We start from the raw sequence: 14,520 nt of genomic DNA, 5'->3' as shown, positions 1-14,520 counted from the left end.
CAATGCTTGGGAAATCAGGGTTTCTCAAGCGACCACAGGTCGCTTTCGATACTTTCGAACCTTTCTCTAAGGAGCGTCTGCGCATCGAAAATCGCCCTGTTGTAATAGTGCGGCGCAACTTCAAGGGTGAACATCTCAAGGATCTCGGCGACCTCGAACGAGCCCAGCTTGAGCTCGAAACGGTCCTCCATGAAGCGCTTGATCTTGTCGGTAGCCTCACGCTCCTGTTCGGGCGTGAGGTTCAGGATCGGCAGCTTCGGCTTTCTCGACATTTACCAGCGACCGTCCCACGCAGCGAAGTTTTGCAGCAATTGCAGGCCATGGGTATGGCTCTTCTCCGGGTGGAACTGCACCGCAAAACGCGAACCTTCGGCCAGCGCAGCGGCAAAGTCGACGCCGTAGTGCCCGCCACCCACCACCTGGCGCGGGTTACCGGCGGCGATGTAATAGCTGTGGACGAAGTAAAAGCGCGCCATGTCCGGGATTTCATGCCACAGCGGGTGATCGACGGTGCGACGCACTTCGTTCCAGCCCATGTGCGGGACTTTCAGATGCTCGCCGTCTTCATGCAGGTCCTTGCCGAAGAACTTCACCTGGCCTGGAAACAGGCCGATGCAGTCCACGCCGTCGTTCTCTTCACTGCTGTCGAGCAAGGCTTGCATGCCCACGCAGATACCGAGGAACGGCCGGTCCTGGCTGACTTCACGCACCAGGTTGTCAAAGCCCAAACGACGAATTTCAGCCATGCAATCGCGAATCGCGCCAACGCCTGGGAACACCACGCGGTCGGCTTCGCGAATCACATTGGCATCGCTGGTGATCAGCACCTTGCCGGCCCCTACGTGTTCGAGGGCCTTGGCCACCGAGTGCAGGTTACCCATGCCGTAATCGATAACCGCGACCGTCTGCATTACAGGACGCCCTTGGTCGATGGCATTTGCCCGGCCATACGCTCATCCAGCTCCACCGCCATGCGCAGCGCGCGACCGAAGGCCTTGAACACGGTTTCGATCTGGTGGTGGGTGTTGGTGCCGCGCAGGTTGTCGATGTGCAGGCTGACGAGGGCGTGGTTGACGAAACCCTGGAAGAATTCCTGGAACAGGTCGACGTCGAAACCGCCCACGGTGGCGCGGGTGTAGGGCACGTGCATCTGCAGGCCTGGACGGCCGGAGAAGTCGATGACCACACGCGACAGCGCTTCATCCAGCGGGACATAGGCGTGGCCGTAGCGACGGATGCCTTTCTTGTCGCCGATGGCCTTGGCAAACGCCTGGCCGAGCGTGATACCGACATCCTCCACCGTGTGGTGGTCGTCGATATGCAGGTCGCCCTTGCTGACGATATCCAGGTCGATCAGCCCATGACGGGCGATCTGGTCCAGCATGTGCTCAAGAAAAGGTACACCGATATCAAATCGGGCCTTTCCGGTGCCATCCAGGTTGATCGAGGCTTTGATCTGGGTTTCCAGAGTGTCGCGCTCGACGGACGCCTTACGTTCGGCCATCACCAGCTCCGCAAAATCATTGGGCGAAAAAGGCAGCCATTATAGGGGCGCGGGCGCTAAACAGAAACATCGAAGGGGATAAGACTGACGAGTTGAAGCGTGGAGGGTCGAGGATAGACATGTGCATACAAGCGGGCGCTCCAGGATGGCGCGCCCGCCTGCAGTCAACTTAGTGGAACAGTATCGCCGTCTTCTGCAGGGTCACCCACACACCCCACGCCAACGGAATACCCACGACCAACCACGCCGCGACAGCCAGCGGCTTGCTGCCGGCGGAGGCTTTCCATTCGAGCACGGTGGTCGAATCGGCGCCCTTGTCATGGCCCAGCGCCTGTTCGGCGGCCAGTTCGGCGTCGGTCATGAAGTACTTGTCGTCCACCGGGCGTACCAGCATGTTACAGATGAAACCCAGCACCAGCAGGCCGGCGAGGATGTACAAGGTGATGTCATAGGCAGCGGCGCGTTCGACGCCGATGCTCAACTGATACTCACGCAGGTAGTTCACCAGCACCGGGCCCAGCACGCCCGCTGCGGCCCAGGCGGTCAGCAGGCGACCGTGGATCGCGCCGACCATCTGCGTGCCGAACAGGTCAGCCAGGTAGGCCGGAACGGTCGCAAAACCGCCGCCGTACATCGACAGGATGATGCAGAACGCCGCCACGAACAGCGCCACGTTGCCCAGGTGCCCCAGGTTCGGGATCAGCGCATACAAGGCAAAGCCGAGGGCGAAGAACACGAAGTAGGTGTTTTTGCGGCCCAGGTAGTCGGAGAACGACGCCCAGAAGAACCGGCCACCAATGTTGAACAGGCTCAACAACCCGGTAAAGCCCGCCGCAATCGCCGCGATCGACGCCAGTTGCCCGGCATTCAGTTGACCGAACGGCACATCCACACCCAGCAACTTGCCGCCGAACACTTCCTGCAGCAGCGGCGAAGCCATGCCGAGGATGCCGATACCGGCAGACACATTCAGGCACAGCACCAGCCATACCAGACGGAATTGCGGAGTTTTCCAGGCCACGTTCACGTGAACGTGACGGTGGGTGATCATCGCGTTGCTGGCTTTTTTCGCCGGCGCAGTCCAACCCTCAGGCTTCCAGCCGGTCGGCGGGACGCGGTAGGACAGTGCGCCACCGATCATGAACACGAAGTAAATCGCCGCCATCACCAAAAAGCTCTGCCACACGCCAACGCTGGTTGGCGAAGCGAAGTGCCCCATCAGCGCTGCCGCCAGAGGCGCACCCACCATTGCACCGCCACCGAAGCCCATGATCGCCATGCCGGTGGCCATGCCGCGCTTGTCCGGGAACCACTTGATCAGGGTCGACACGGGCGAGATATAACCCAGGCCCAGGCCGATACCGCCAATGACCCCGGAGCCGATCCACATCAGCCAGATCTGGTGGGTATAAATCCCCAGCGCCGAAATCAGCAGGCCGCCACACCAGCACAATGCCGAGACGACGCCCGCCTTGCGTGGCCCGGCATGTTCCAGCCAGCCGCCCCAGATCGCTGCCGAGCAGCCCAGGAAGATGAAGAACAGGGTGTAGATCCAGCCGAGCATGGAGATCGGCCAGTCGCACTGGGACGAGAAGACCTGGGCGATAAAGCTCATATCCGGCGCGCAGGCGACCGGCGTGGTGATCCCCAGCGCCTTGGACAGCGGCAGCCAGAACACCGAAAAGCCGTAGGCCATGCCGATACACAGGTGGATGGCCAGGGCGGCCGGTGGAACCAGCCAACGGTTGAACCCGGGCTTGGCGATGATGCGCTCCTTGGACAGGAACGCAGGCTGCGCGGCAGTGATACCCGCCGCAGTGCTAGTGCTCATTGATGTTTCCCCCAGTTATTAGTATGTGTTCGTCAGGCGCGCTCTCCTTCGGCCTTGCACGCAAAGCGTGGCCGTTTTGTTGAATAGAACTCCATTTAAAGCGCGACGTTACGTCGCAGAAGGCGGACGAACGCGCAGAGATTAGCATCAGTGGATGACAGAAAAACCAAAATGCCACTACCTTCCGCTGATTATTTGTATTTTTTGACGCCAAAATACCGCCCCCGCCGGCAGATACAATGTAACGATCCGTGAACTGACGCCGGCCATCGGGCGCTATACTCTGCGGCTAAATTTTGAAATCGACATACAAGGACTCGCCCATGAAAGCGTTCGGCAAAATCCTGGGTCTGGTACTTCTCGGGCTGTTGCTGATCATTGTGGCTCTCGGCTTTGCCCTGACCCATCTCTTCGATCCCAACGACTACAAAGACGAGATTCGCCAGATTGCCCGCGACAAGGCCCACATCGAGCTGACGCTCAATGGCGACATCGGCTGGAGCCTGTTCCCCTGGCTGGGCCTGGAACTGCACGAAGCCAGCGTCGCGACCCTGACCACCCCGACCCAACCGTTCGCCGATCTGCAGATGCTCGGCCTGTCGGTACGCGTGCTGCCGCTGCTGCGCCGCGAAGTACAGATGAGCGATGTGCGTGTCGAAGGCCTGAACCTGCGCCTCAACCGCGACAAGCAAGGCCACGGCAACTGGGAAGACATCGGCAAGAACGCCCCCGAGGCGACCACCGAGACCCCAGCCCCAGCGCAACCGGCGCCACCGCCGACCGAGGTGAAGGCAGAGAAACCGCCGCAGCCCATCCGCCTGGACATCGACAGCCTGACCATCAACAACGCCCGCATCGAATACAACGATGAACAGACCGGCAAGCAGTTCAGCGCCGAAAGCATCCAACTGAGTGCGGGGGCCATCCACGAAGGGGCAAGTATTCCGCTGAAGCTCACCGCGTTCCTCGGCAGCAACCAGCCGCTCATGCGCGTCAAGACCGAACTCAACGGCAACCTGCGCATTCAGCGTGCGCTCAAGCGTTATCAGTTCGAAGACATGAGGATCAGTGGTGAAGCCACCGGCGAGCCGCTGCAAGGCAAAACCGTGACCTTCTCCACCCAAGGCCAACTGCTGGTGGACCTGGCGGCCAACATAGCCGAATGGACCAACCTGAAACTCTCGGCCAACCAGTTGCGCGCCCTCGGCGAACTGAAGGTCAACGACCTGGACAAGACCCCGCAGATCAGCGGCGCCCTGTCCGTCGCCCAGTTTGACCTGGCCAAGTTCCTCGACAGCATCGGCAACCCGCTGCCACCGATGGCCGAGGGCAGCCTGAGCAAGGTCGAACTGGTCAGCCGCCTCCAAGGCACGCCCACCCGCCTGGCCCTGGAAGACCTCAACCTGAAACTCGACAGCAGCACCTTCACCGGCCGCGTCGCCGTGGACGATTTCGCCAAGCAATCGCTGCGTGTGCAACTCAAGGGTGACACCTTCAACGCCGACGACTACCTGCCGGTCAAGTCCGAATCCGCCAAGGGCGCAACCGCCGCACGCCAGGCCGAAGTGCAGAACAGCGAAGCCGGCGCCATGGCCGCCGGTGGCACCACACCGCTGCCGGACGCCCCCACCAAAGGCGCCTGGAGCACCGACAAGCTGCTGCCGCTGACCCGCCTGCGCACACTGGACGTGGAGGCCGACCTGGCCTTCGGTCAACTGACCCTGAGCAAGCTGCCGATCCAGAACGCCGTGCTCAAGGCCAGCGGCCTCAACGGCCAGCTCAAGCTCGACAGCCTGAGCGGCGGCCTCTACAACGGCAGCTTCCAGGCCAACGGCAGCCTCGATGTACGCCAGGATATTCCAGTGCTGGCGCTGCAAAGCCATATCAAGCAAGTGCCGGTCGAACGCATCCTGCAAGCCCAGGGGCAGACGCCGCCGATCAAGGGCCAGATCACCCTCGACAGCAACCTCAGCGGCCGCGGCAACAGCCAAAAGGCGCTCATCGATAGCCTCAACGGCAACGCCAGCTTCGTGATCAACAACGGCGTGCTGCTCAATGCCAACCTTGAACAGCAACTGTGTACCGGCATCGCCCTGCTCAACCGCAAGACCCTGAGCAGCGAGCCACGCGCCAAGGACACACCGTTCCAGGAATTGAAGGGCAACCTGACGTTGCGCAACGGCGTGGCCAATAACCCCGACCTGAAGGTGCGCATCCCGGGCCTCACAGTCAACGGCAACGGCGACATCGACCTGCGCGTGCTGGGCATGGATTATCGCGTCGGCATCATCGTCGAGGGCGACCAACGCGAAGTGCCGGACCCCGCCTGCGAGGTCGGCGCCAACTTCCAGGGCATCGAAGTCCCGCTGCGCTGCCGTGGCCCGCTGGAGCTGGGCGCCAAGGCGTGCCGCCTGGACAAGGACGGCCTCGGCCAGGTCGCCATCAAGGCCGCCGGCAACCGCCTCAACGAGAAGCTGGAAGAGAAGCTCGACAAAGTTAATCCGCAGTTGAAAGACGCGTTGAAAGGCCTGTTCAAACGATGAGAAACGAGCAGTTTTCCGAGGCGGTACTGAACTGGTACGACCGCCACGGTCGCCATGACCTGCCCTGGCAACAGGGCATCACGCCCTACCGGGTGTGGGTCTCGGAGATCATGCTGCAACAGACCCAAGTCAGCACCGTGCTCAATTACTTCGACCGCTTCATGGCTTCCCTGCCAACGGTCGAAGCCCTGGCCGCCGCGCCGGAAGACGAGGTGCTGCACCTGTGGACCGGCCTGGGTTACTACACCCGTGCGCGCAACCTGCAGAAGACTGCGAAGATTGTCGTGGCCGAGTACGCCGGCGAGTTTCCCCGCGACGTGGAGAAACTCACCGAACTGCCTGGCATCGGCCTGTCCACCGCCGGCGCGATCGCCAGCCTGAGCATGGGCCTGCGCGCGCCGATCCTCGATGGCAACGTCAAACGCGTGCTGGCACGCTTTACCGCGCAGGAAGGCTACCCAGGCGAACCCAAGGTCGCCAAACAACTCTGGGCCACCGCAGAGCGCTTCACGCCCCATGATCGCGTCAACGCCTACACCCAGGCGATGATGGACATGGGCGCCACCCTTTGCACCCGCAGCAAGCCCAGTTGCCTGTTATGCCCGCTGGAGAAAGGCTGCGAAGCCCACATGCTCGGCCTGGAAACGCGCTACCCGATCCCCAAGCCGCGCAAGACCATCCCCCAGAAGCGCACGCTGATGCCCATGCTCGCCAATGGCGACGGCGCGATCCTGCTTTACCGTCGCCCGTCCACGGGCCTGTGGGGCGGTCTGTGGAGCTTGCCGGAGCTAGACGACCTGGAAGACCTCGAACACCTCGCCCACCAGCACGCGCTGGAACTGGGTAAACAACAGCAACTGCCGGGGCTGATCCACACCTTCAGCCACTTCCAACTGGCCATCGAACCCTGGCTGGTCCAGGTCGAGGAATCCGCCCATCACGTGGCCGAGGCCGACTGGCTCTGGTATAACCTCGCCACCCCGCCGCGCCTGGGCCTTGCCGCCCCGGTGAAAAAACTGCTGAAGCGCGCGGCCGACGTATTGAACGCAGGAGTTTCGTCATGACCCGCACCATCATCTGCCGCAAGTACCACGAAGAACTGCCCGCCCTGGAGCGCGCCCCGTTCCCGGGTGCCAAGGGCCAGGACATTTTCGATCACGTCTCCGCCAAAGCCTGGGCCGACTGGCAGAAACACCAAACGCTGCTGATCAACGAAAAGCGCCTGAACATGATGAACGCCGAAGACCGCAAATACCTGCAAGGCGAGATGGACAAGTTCTTTTCCGGCGAGGATTACGCCAAGGCCGAAGGCTACGTACCACCTGCTCAATAATTGAGCAAAAATCGGGGTCGGCACGTAAGCGACGGTAATAATTAAATATTTTTTGAAAACTTGCTTGACGACCCCCTGAAAAACCAGTTTAATGCGCCCCGTTGCCCAGATAGCTCAGTCGGTAGAGCAGGGGATTGAAAATCCCCGTGTCGGCGGTTCGATTCCGTCTCTGGGCACCACTATTAAGTTTCAGGTGGTGCAACTATCATCTGAAGCACACAAAAAGCCCGCCTCGCGCGGGCTTTTTGTTGTCTTCGTTTTACCGATTCAAACCGGGGCGGCTCACCGCCGCCCCAGCACGCAATACCCGCCTCGCGCCGTCTACTTGAGCAAAAACACCAACAACGGATTGTCGTTCAGTCGTCCGTTGAACATCGGTTCCAGGTGCTCCACTGGAGTCCCCTTCAACTGCTCGGTTTCCTTGCGCGCCACGATCACCCAAGACGGCCGCGGCAGTGCGTCCAACTGATCCAGTTGGTTGCGCCCGATAAACAGCGGCTGCTCGTCGTGATCCAGGTTCATCATGTAGCGTACCGCCCAGGTGTCTCGGGCAAGGTCGACAAACACCAACGGTCCCGGTTCGTCTGCGCGAAGCGCTTCCACCTGACTGACAAATTTCCGGGTGTCGAACTGCAGGTCCTTGGCCGGCTCCACCACCGTCACCAGCAACAACCACTGCGCCGCCAATGCGATCGCGCTGAGCCACACCAAGCGCCCCGCGCGACGCCAGGCGATCAATGCCGCCACCTGCAGGATCACCCACACGCCGATCAGCAACGGTAACGAAACGTCCGGCCAGTAACCGTGCTTTTGCCACCCGTGCCGACACACAAAGACGACAACCACGCACAATGCCGGCAGCGCTGCGACGAGCCACGTGTAACAGCGACGCACCCCGACGAGCCAGTTCTGCGCGTGGAGCAGCCCATAGGCGGCAACAGCGGCAAACATCGGCACCATGGGCAGGATGTAATAAGCGCGCTTGAAGTGCGGCACCGACAGCCCGAGCAGAATCATCAAGCCGCAGGCGCCGAGCCGTGCGACCAGCTGCACGTCGTCGTTGCCCCAGCGTTCCGACCAGCGATGCCGCAGCGCAACCATGCTCGCCAACGCCAGGGGCACCACGGGGAAGTAACGGTACAGACTCAGCTGGAAGTAGAAATAGAACGGTTCGCCGATTTCATCGAGGCGCCCACCGACTTGCATCTTGAACACTTCATCGGCAAAGGCCTGCCCCCCACTGATCCGTGCCAACTGCATCAGCAGCCACCAGCAACACGCCAACAGCAGCAACCCGAGCACGCCGTGGATCAGCACTTGCTTGACCCGCTCTCCCGGGCGGCCCAACGCCCAATACACGCAGACCACACCGCAGACTTCGATCAAGCCCAACGGCCCGCGAATCGCAAAGCCCAGGATGAACAGCGGGAACACCGCCAGCCGCCGCAGGCGCGAGCCAAGGCGTTCGCCACTGTGCAGCAGGTAGAAACTGCCGACGCATAACAGCGCCACCATCTGATCCAGGCACACCGAGCGCGACTTTTCGAGCAACTGGGTGGTGAGCAAGGTCAGCAACACCGTCAGCAGCGCCCAGGCGCGACTGGACGGGGCCAGCAAGCGATAGATCAGCGCCACCACTCCGGCAGAGGCCAGCGCGGTGGGCAGGATATTCGCCAGGTGGTTGGGCGCGCCGAACCACCGGGCGAATACAAAACTGAAGAACGTCGCGGTACCGGGATAGTCCGCGTAAGGCTGGCCGTAGGTGGTCGGAAAAAGACTCGCCCCATGACGAAACATTTCCTGCAGGAACAGCGCCCAGCGTCCGTCAAACCCTTGGGGTTGCTGGTCCCAGATCCCCAAGGTGAACAGCAACAAAGCAATCAGAAAAATGCCCAGGGACTCCAGGCGAAAACGGTTGCGGTGATCCATCGGTTGTCCTGTCAGGTGGGGAGCGGCGGCTCATGGTGCCGAACGCATCCCAAATAGCGCCTGAACAGACCTGAACATTCATGCTTCTGGCCGATCTGCGCGCCACACCAGCGCGGGGATCAGGCGAACGTAGATCAACTCGCCAATCAACTCGACCAGGGTTTGCAAGATCACCGCCGTCGCCGCCAACCCGCGCACGCCTTCGGGCAACGCCAGCGCCAGGGGCAACACCACCAGCGAGTTACGCGTCGACGCGCTGAACGTTACCGCGCGCGCCGTGACCGCCGGCAGCGCGAACAGCCGCGCGGCGAACATCCCCATCAATGGCGCCAGCAGCATGAAGCCGACGTAGACCGGAATCACCGGCAGCAGCAGGCCGATATCGCGCACCACCGAGGTGATTTGCGAGCCGACCACCACAAACAGCACCGCTGCCATCGCCGGCACCGGCAACCAGGCCCAGGCACTGTTCCAAGCGTTGACGACCGAAGATCGCCGCGCCAGCGACGTGGTGCTCACCGCCAGCACCATCGGCACCACGATCAACAACAGGAACGCCTCGACAAACGGCCGCACTTCCACCACCACCGCGGACTGCGCACCCAGGATCAAACCCAGGTACACCGGCAACAACACCAACTGCAGCAACAACAGCACCGGCGTCGCGGCCAGCATCAAGCGCGAATCGCCCTTGCCGATATGGGTAAACACCACCACGTAGTCGATGCACGGCGTCAGCAACACCAGCAACGCGCCCACCAGCAAAGCCGGGCGCTCCACCAGGCCACGCGTCAGTAGCCACACCAGCAAGGGCACGAGGATGAAATTGGCCAGCAGCAACGCCGCCAGGAAACGCTGGTTGCCCACGCCTTGGCGCAGCGCCAGAAACGGGATTTGCAGGAACATCGCATACATCAGCACCGCGATGGCCGGCGTGACCAGCAAGCCGAGGCCATGCGCCAATGACGGCGCGAGCAGACCGAAAGCGGCGGCCAGGAGGACGGCGACGAAGTAGATGGGGATCTGGTGGTGTTCGAGGGTGTCGCGGGTCATCAAGACGCTCTCGTCGATGGCAAAGACGCAAGCCTAAGCATCTACTGGCGTGAGGTCGAGTGGTGTGGCCCGATCACATCCCTGGGATATTCTTGGCGAGTGTGTAACACCGTCACTATCTCAACGTGCTCCGTCACTCGATAGACCACCAGATAGTTTGGATGAACAACCATTTCCCGAGTACCAGACAAGCGACCGTGCTTGAATCCGTATGGCATCAGGGACAACCCCTCGGTGGCCGCCACAATAGTTTGGTGCAGCGAGACGGCGGCAACAGGGTTGTACTGCTCGATGTAATCAATGATCTCGATCAGGGCGACAATTGCCTCAGGTCGCCATTTAACGAGCAGCACGAGCCTTGCGCCTCTCTTCCAGCACCTTCTCGACTTCAGCCATCGCCTGATCGTGCGGAATACTAGGACGAGGATCGTCAATTGAAGCCTGCACCTTGGCACGAAACCAAAGGTCGTAGCTCGCAGCCTGCTCTTCTGTTTCAAACTCTGAAACGATGGGAGAACGTGGAATGCTCATAGAGACCTCCGTAATGGATGCCTGCCAGTCTAATCTGTCCATGGTTGGCTGTCGTTTCTCTCAGATGTGTGGTTTTTTCGGAACAAGCTACTGTGCGCGGGTGTTGTAGGCGTTGCGAGCGCCAGAGATTAGTGAGTCAGCGGAACGAAGTACAAGTGCTGGCGAACTGGCCAACCGTTACCAAAAATAAAAAAATCGGCACGGGCCAAAAACGATGAATTTGAATGATGCCTCTTCGCTAACGCATGCAACTCGATCCAACCAAAACACCCCCTTCAGGGAACCCGCCGCAGACGGCTACCCGCTTGGCGGCTTCATCTGGCGTCACATCCGAACCGACCCTACGCGCCCGGTCGTCATCATCAACGCCGCCACCTCCGTGCGCTGTCGCCACTACTCACGCTTTGCCGACTACCTGTTCGCCAACGGCTTCGACGTCATCACCTACGACTATCGCGGCATCGGCGAGTCCCGCTGCGGCTCGCTGCGAGGCTTCAAGGCCTCATGGTCGGATTGGGGCAGCCTGGATTTCGAGGCGATATTGCAGCGGGCGCAGCGCGAGTTCCCGGGGCAGCCGATCGATGTGGTCGGTCACAGCTTTGGCGGCTGTGCGGCGGGGATGGGGGCGTCTGGGGCGGTGATTCGGCGCCTGGTGACGGTGGGCGCGCAATTCGCCTATTGGCGCGATTACGCGGCGAGCGGGCGCTGGCGCATGGTTGGCAAGTGGCATGTGCTGATGCCGCTGGTAACGGCGCTGTTTGGCTACTTCCCGGGCAAGCGCCTGGGCTGGCTGGAGGATACGCCGGCCGGCGTGGTGCGGGACTGGAGTACGCCAACACCCCGCTATGAAACACGCCCCAGCGCGCGCGCCTTGGGCGAACTGGCCTTTGCTCGGGTAACGGCGCAGGTGCTGGCGATCAGCATCACCGACGATCCCTTCGGCACCGTGCCGGCCATCGAGCGGTTGCTGAACTACTTCGACCGCAGCGAACGCACTCACCTGCGCATCGCTCCTGGTGATATTGGAGAAACGCAGGTAGGGCATTTCGCATTCTTTCGCAGCGAGTATGAGGATCGCTTGTGGCCGATTGCACTGGCATGGCTAAAACATGGCGAGCTGACACCCGACACACCGGGCCAACGCATGGCGACGCGCGCTTAGAACCCCTTGGGATTTTCCCCAACCTGCGCTTCAATACCCGATCCAGATCCTGAACCAAGGACGTGAGCCCATGGCCTCGCCAGACAAGCAGCAAAAACGCGCCCACCGGGCAAAGGCCAAGGCCAAGCAAAACCGCACCCAACGCGCCGTCGCAACCAAGCCGGATGCATTTGCCGGAGATGACAGCCGCATCGATCTTGAGTCGGTGGATTTGACCGAGTTGTTTGTCGAGATGCGCACGGCCGGCGAAATCAGCCAACAAGCGCTGTGCGCGGTGTTCCTGGCGCACCCACTGTTGGCATTGGTGCTGGAGCAGGAAGGCGAAGAAAACGCCACCGACTTTATCCTGGCGGCACTGATCGAATATCGGCAGTGGGCCACCGACACCGAGGATGAGGCGGCCGCGCTGGCATGGATCGAGTCGCCGGCGTTCCAGGCGGACTACGTCGCCGCATCCCAAGCGCTGGTGACTTCCCAAGACTGACGCAAAAAAAGTGGGGGGGGGCTTACCCCCTCCCACATTCGAACTGTGGCGCTATCAAGCACCGCACTCCATCACATCAATTCAGCGCGCCGTCACGAGCAAGCCGGAGTCGCCGGCGTTTCAGGCGCTGGTGACTTCCCAAGACTGACACAACACAAAATGTGGGAGGGGGCTTGCCCCCGATAACGGTGTGTCAGCCGACATCTAATTGACTGATACACCACCATCGGGGGCAAGCCCCCTCCCACATTCGAACTGCGGCACCATCAAGCACCGCACTCCATCACATCAATTCAGCACCGCAACGCCTACTCTCTGCGCCTTGCGACGGCTCGAAACGAGCAGCCCCGCCGCCACCACCAGCAAGCTCAGGACCCCGGTCGCGATGATCTCGACCCGATGGGCTTCTTGGAACAGCATGATGGTCAGCGTGCCAACGATGAACACCATCACCGCATAGGTCAGGCCTGGGAACAGCCACATCTTGAAGACGAGCGTCTCGCCGGCCGCAATACGTTTCTGACGCATGCGCAGTTGCGACACCGCGATCACCAGGTACACCAGCAACGCAATGGCGCCGGAACTGGCGAGCAGGAATTCGAACACCGCCGCCGGTGCCACGTAGTTGGCGAAGACCGCCAGGAACGCAGCGCCCGTGGACAGCATCACCGCCCAGTAAGGCGTGCCGCTTTTGTTGGTGCGCTTGGACACGGCAGGTGCATCACCACGACGGCCCAGGGAGAACAGCATGCGCGAGGCGGTGTACAGCGCCGAGTTGAGGCAGCTGGTCACGGCAACCAAGACCACCAGGTCGACGATCAGCTTGGCATTCGGGATGCCCATGCCTTCCAGCACGGTCTGGTAGGAACCTACGGCAGCCAGGTTCGGATCGTTCCAAGGCACCAGGGACACCACGATGAAGATCGACAGCAGGTAGAACAAACCAATCCGCCAGATCACCGAGTTGGTGGCCTTGGTGATTTGCTGGCCCGGGTCCTTCGACTCAGCGGCCGCGATGGTGACAATCTCGGTGCCCATGAACGAGAACATGGTGGTCAGGATCGCCGCCAGCACCGCGCCCATGCCGTTGGGCATGAAGCCCTGGGTGTCGAACAGGTGCGAAACACCGCTGACCTGGCTGTTCGGCAGGAAGCCGAAGATCGCCAGCAGGCCGAGGATCACAAAGCCCACGATCGCCACGACTTTGATCAGCGCAAACCAGAACTCGAACTCACCATAGTGCTTCACACTGAACAGGTTGGTCGCCGTCAGCAGCAAAGTGATGATCAGGGTAAACGCCCAGATGGCCACGTTGGGGAACCAGGCATTAAGAATGGTCGCGGCGGCGTTGGCTTCCAATGGAATCACCAACACCCAGAACCACCAGTACAGCCAGCCGATGGTGAAACCGGCCCAGTGCCCGATCGCCCGATCAGCGTAGGTAGAGAACGAACCGGTGTCCGGTGACGCCACGGCCATCTCGGCCAACATGCGCATTACCAGTACCACCAGCGCGCCGGCAGCGGCATAGGCCAGCAGTACCGCAGGGCCGGCGGCGGCAATCGCGTGGCCGGAGCCGACAAACAAACCGGCACCAATGACGCCGGCAATCGACAGCATGGTGACGTGACGCGGTTTGAGCCCCTGTTCGAGGTCATTGGAGCTTTGCGTACTACTCATTGACACACCTATACGAGGAATTGCGAAAACGATCCGCCCGGTGTGTGCCTTCCTCGTGAAAAGAAACAAACAGGGCGTTCTTTATTTTTTACGCAATATTTGCGCCAAAATGTTACAAAACCCCAATTGACGCGGGCTGTAGGACGATCCAACAGCCCTCGCAAGTCATTGAGAATCATGGCATTCCGCTATAGCGTTACCGAGCGACCCACTTTCACCCCAATGCGCGCACCATAAATACACACAAAAAGTATGTAACGCCCCATAAGAGGGCCGAGGAATACCGTTTGCCCGGTTAACCCTTCCAACACCCGCCCAAAGCTGGCACCATCGCGCCCTTTTTCACGCGAAGCCTGCGGGATTTTCAGGTTCGAACGGCTGTTCGGTTGTTGCTGGCGCGACACGCTGCTGTGCCGATGCGACACCCTGCCGCAGACCACCTGTTGACCATCAGCCGCGCTGTTGGCTGC

General features: G+C 61.1%; 14 protein-coding genes and 1 tRNA gene. 6 read left to right on the top strand and 9 right to left on the bottom strand.

Annotated elements, in window-relative coordinates; translation table 11 throughout:
• Positions 1-14: 14 nt before the first annotated feature.
• The 4 genes from U5A08_RS01615 to U5A08_RS01600 form a co-directional block, all read right to left on the bottom strand.
• Positions 15-272, bottom strand: a complete 258-nt coding sequence (locus U5A08_RS01615; protein ID WP_253392729.1) for a DUF2164 domain-containing protein — start codon at positions 270-272, stop codon at positions 15-17.
• Positions 273-911 carry an imidazole glycerol phosphate synthase subunit HisH gene (gene hisH / locus U5A08_RS01610; protein WP_253392727.1) on the bottom strand — a complete coding sequence of 213 codons (639 nt, stop codon included), beginning with the start codon at positions 909-911 and terminating at the stop codon, positions 273-275. It lies immediately after the preceding gene.
• Positions 911-1,504, bottom strand: coding sequence for an imidazoleglycerol-phosphate dehydratase HisB (gene hisB, locus U5A08_RS01605; RefSeq protein ID WP_017849940.1), 594 nt, complete (start codon positions 1,502-1,504; stop codon positions 911-913). The genes hisH and hisB overlap by 1 nt, the downstream gene beginning before the upstream one ends.
• Before the next feature lie 169 nt (positions 1,505-1,673).
• Positions 1,674-3,335 (bottom strand): OFA family MFS transporter, encoded by a 1,662-nt coding sequence (locus U5A08_RS01600; protein ID WP_253392725.1) that lies wholly within the window; start codon positions 3,333-3,335, stop codon positions 1,674-1,676.
• 323 nt (positions 3,336-3,658) lie between these two features.
• Between U5A08_RS01600 and U5A08_RS01595 the strand changes: the two genes are divergently transcribed.
• The 4 genes from U5A08_RS01595 to U5A08_RS01580 all read left to right on the top strand — a co-directional run bounded on the left by U5A08_RS01595 (position 3,659) and on the right by U5A08_RS01580 (position 7,390).
• Positions 3,659-5,878, top strand: a complete 2,220-nt coding sequence (locus U5A08_RS01595) for an AsmA family protein (protein WP_321850005.1) — start codon at positions 3,659-3,661, stop codon at positions 5,876-5,878.
• Positions 5,875-6,942 carry an A/G-specific adenine glycosylase gene (mutY, locus tag U5A08_RS01590; RefSeq protein WP_253392722.1) on the top strand — a complete coding sequence of 356 codons (1,068 nt, stop codon included), beginning with the start codon at positions 5,875-5,877 and terminating at the stop codon, positions 6,940-6,942. Before U5A08_RS01595 ends, mutY begins: the two co-directional genes overlap by 4 nt.
• Positions 6,939-7,211, top strand: a complete 273-nt coding sequence (locus U5A08_RS01585; protein WP_017849944.1) for an oxidative damage protection protein — start codon at positions 6,939-6,941, stop codon at positions 7,209-7,211. Before mutY ends, U5A08_RS01585 begins: the two co-directional genes overlap by 4 nt.
• A 103-nt stretch (positions 7,212-7,314) precedes the next feature.
• Positions 7,315-7,390: transfer RNA gene (locus U5A08_RS01580), tRNA-Phe, on the top strand.
• Between the two features lie 142 nt (positions 7,391-7,532).
• Here the strand turns inward: U5A08_RS01580 and U5A08_RS01575 are convergent.
• The 4 genes from U5A08_RS01575 to relB all read right to left on the bottom strand — a co-directional run bounded on the left by U5A08_RS01575 (position 7,533) and on the right by relB (position 10,724).
• On the bottom strand, positions 7,533-9,140 hold the full coding sequence (locus U5A08_RS01575; protein WP_321850002.1) for an ArnT family glycosyltransferase: 1,608 nt from the start codon (positions 9,138-9,140) through the stop codon (positions 7,533-7,535).
• Positions 9,141-9,218: 78 nt separating this feature from the next.
• Positions 9,219-10,193 (bottom strand): arsenic resistance protein, encoded by a 975-nt coding sequence (locus tag U5A08_RS01570; RefSeq protein WP_321850000.1) that lies wholly within the window; start codon positions 10,191-10,193, stop codon positions 9,219-9,221.
• 41 nt (positions 10,194-10,234) lie between these two features.
• Positions 10,235-10,543, bottom strand: coding sequence for a type II toxin-antitoxin system RelE/ParE family toxin (locus U5A08_RS01565; protein ID WP_321852161.1), 309 nt, complete (start codon positions 10,541-10,543; stop codon positions 10,235-10,237).
• Complete coding sequence (gene relB / locus U5A08_RS01560) at positions 10,533-10,724, bottom strand: type II toxin-antitoxin system RelB family antitoxin (RefSeq protein WP_253392700.1); 192 nt, start codon at positions 10,722-10,724, stop codon at positions 10,533-10,535. Before relB ends, U5A08_RS01565 begins: the two co-directional genes overlap by 11 nt.
• Before the next feature lie 214 nt (positions 10,725-10,938).
• Between relB and U5A08_RS01555 the strand changes: the two genes are divergently transcribed.
• Both U5A08_RS01555 and U5A08_RS01550 read left to right on the top strand, forming a co-directional pair.
• A complete protein-coding gene (locus tag U5A08_RS01555) occupies positions 10,939-11,886 on the top strand; it encodes an alpha/beta hydrolase family protein (RefSeq protein WP_321849997.1) in 948 nt (315 codons plus the stop codon).
• 70 nt (positions 11,887-11,956) lie between these two features.
• Positions 11,957-12,370 (top strand): hypothetical protein, encoded by a 414-nt coding sequence (locus U5A08_RS01550; RefSeq protein ID WP_321849995.1) that lies wholly within the window; start codon positions 11,957-11,959, stop codon positions 12,368-12,370.
• 288 nt (positions 12,371-12,658) lie between these two features.
• On the opposite strand, the gene gabP is transcribed toward U5A08_RS01550, so the two are convergent.
• Positions 12,659-14,050: a GABA permease gene (gene gabP, locus U5A08_RS01545; protein WP_321849993.1), complete on the bottom strand. Its 1,392-nt coding sequence runs from the start codon at positions 14,048-14,050 to the stop codon at positions 12,659-12,661.
• Between the last annotated feature and the right edge of the window lie 470 nt (positions 14,051-14,520).

This window comes from Pseudomonas paraveronii (assembly GCF_963681955.1).
Taxonomy (GTDB): domain Bacteria; phylum Pseudomonadota; class Gammaproteobacteria; order Pseudomonadales; family Pseudomonadaceae; genus Aquipseudomonas; species Aquipseudomonas paraveronii.
The sequence above is the reverse complement of the archived record's forward strand: the minus strand, read 5'-3'. Positions and strand labels throughout refer to the sequence as shown.

Bases quoted from the DNA above. Each gene is read 5' to 3' on its own strand.
- U5A08_RS01615 (WP_253392729.1), bottom strand. From the start codon at position 272: ATGTCGAGAAAGCCGAAGCTGCCGATCCTGAACCTCACGCCCGAACAG.
- hisH (WP_253392727.1), bottom strand. From the start codon at position 911: ATGCAGACGGTCGCGGTTATCGATTACGGCATGGGTAACCTGCACTCG.
- hisB (WP_017849940.1), bottom strand. From the start codon at position 1,504: ATGGCCGAACGTAAGGCGTCCGTCGAGCGCGACACTCTGGAAACCCAG.
- U5A08_RS01600 (WP_253392725.1), bottom strand. From the start codon at position 3,335: ATGAGCACTAGCACTGCGGCGGGTATCACTGCCGCGCAGCCTGCGTTC.
- U5A08_RS01595 (WP_321850005.1), top strand. From the start codon at position 3,659: ATGAAAGCGTTCGGCAAAATCCTGGGTCTGGTACTTCTCGGGCTGTTG.
- mutY (WP_253392722.1), top strand. From the start codon at position 5,875: ATGAGAAACGAGCAGTTTTCCGAGGCGGTACTGAACTGGTACGACCGC.
- U5A08_RS01585 (WP_017849944.1), top strand. From the start codon at position 6,939: ATGACCCGCACCATCATCTGCCGCAAGTACCACGAAGAACTGCCCGCC.
- U5A08_RS01575 (WP_321850002.1), bottom strand. From the start codon at position 9,140: ATGGATCACCGCAACCGTTTTCGCCTGGAGTCCCTGGGCATTTTTCTG.
- U5A08_RS01570 (WP_321850000.1), bottom strand. From the start codon at position 10,193: ATGACCCGCGACACCCTCGAACACCACCAGATCCCCATCTACTTCGTC.
- relB (WP_253392700.1), bottom strand. From the start codon at position 10,724: ATGAGCATTCCACGTTCTCCCATCGTTTCAGAGTTTGAAACAGAAGAG.
- U5A08_RS01555 (WP_321849997.1), top strand. From the start codon at position 10,939: ATGAATTTGAATGATGCCTCTTCGCTAACGCATGCAACTCGATCCAAC.
- U5A08_RS01550 (WP_321849995.1), top strand. From the start codon at position 11,957: ATGGCCTCGCCAGACAAGCAGCAAAAACGCGCCCACCGGGCAAAGGCC.
- gabP (WP_321849993.1), bottom strand. From the start codon at position 14,050: ATGAGTAGTACGCAAAGCTCCAATGACCTCGAACAGGGGCTCAAACCG.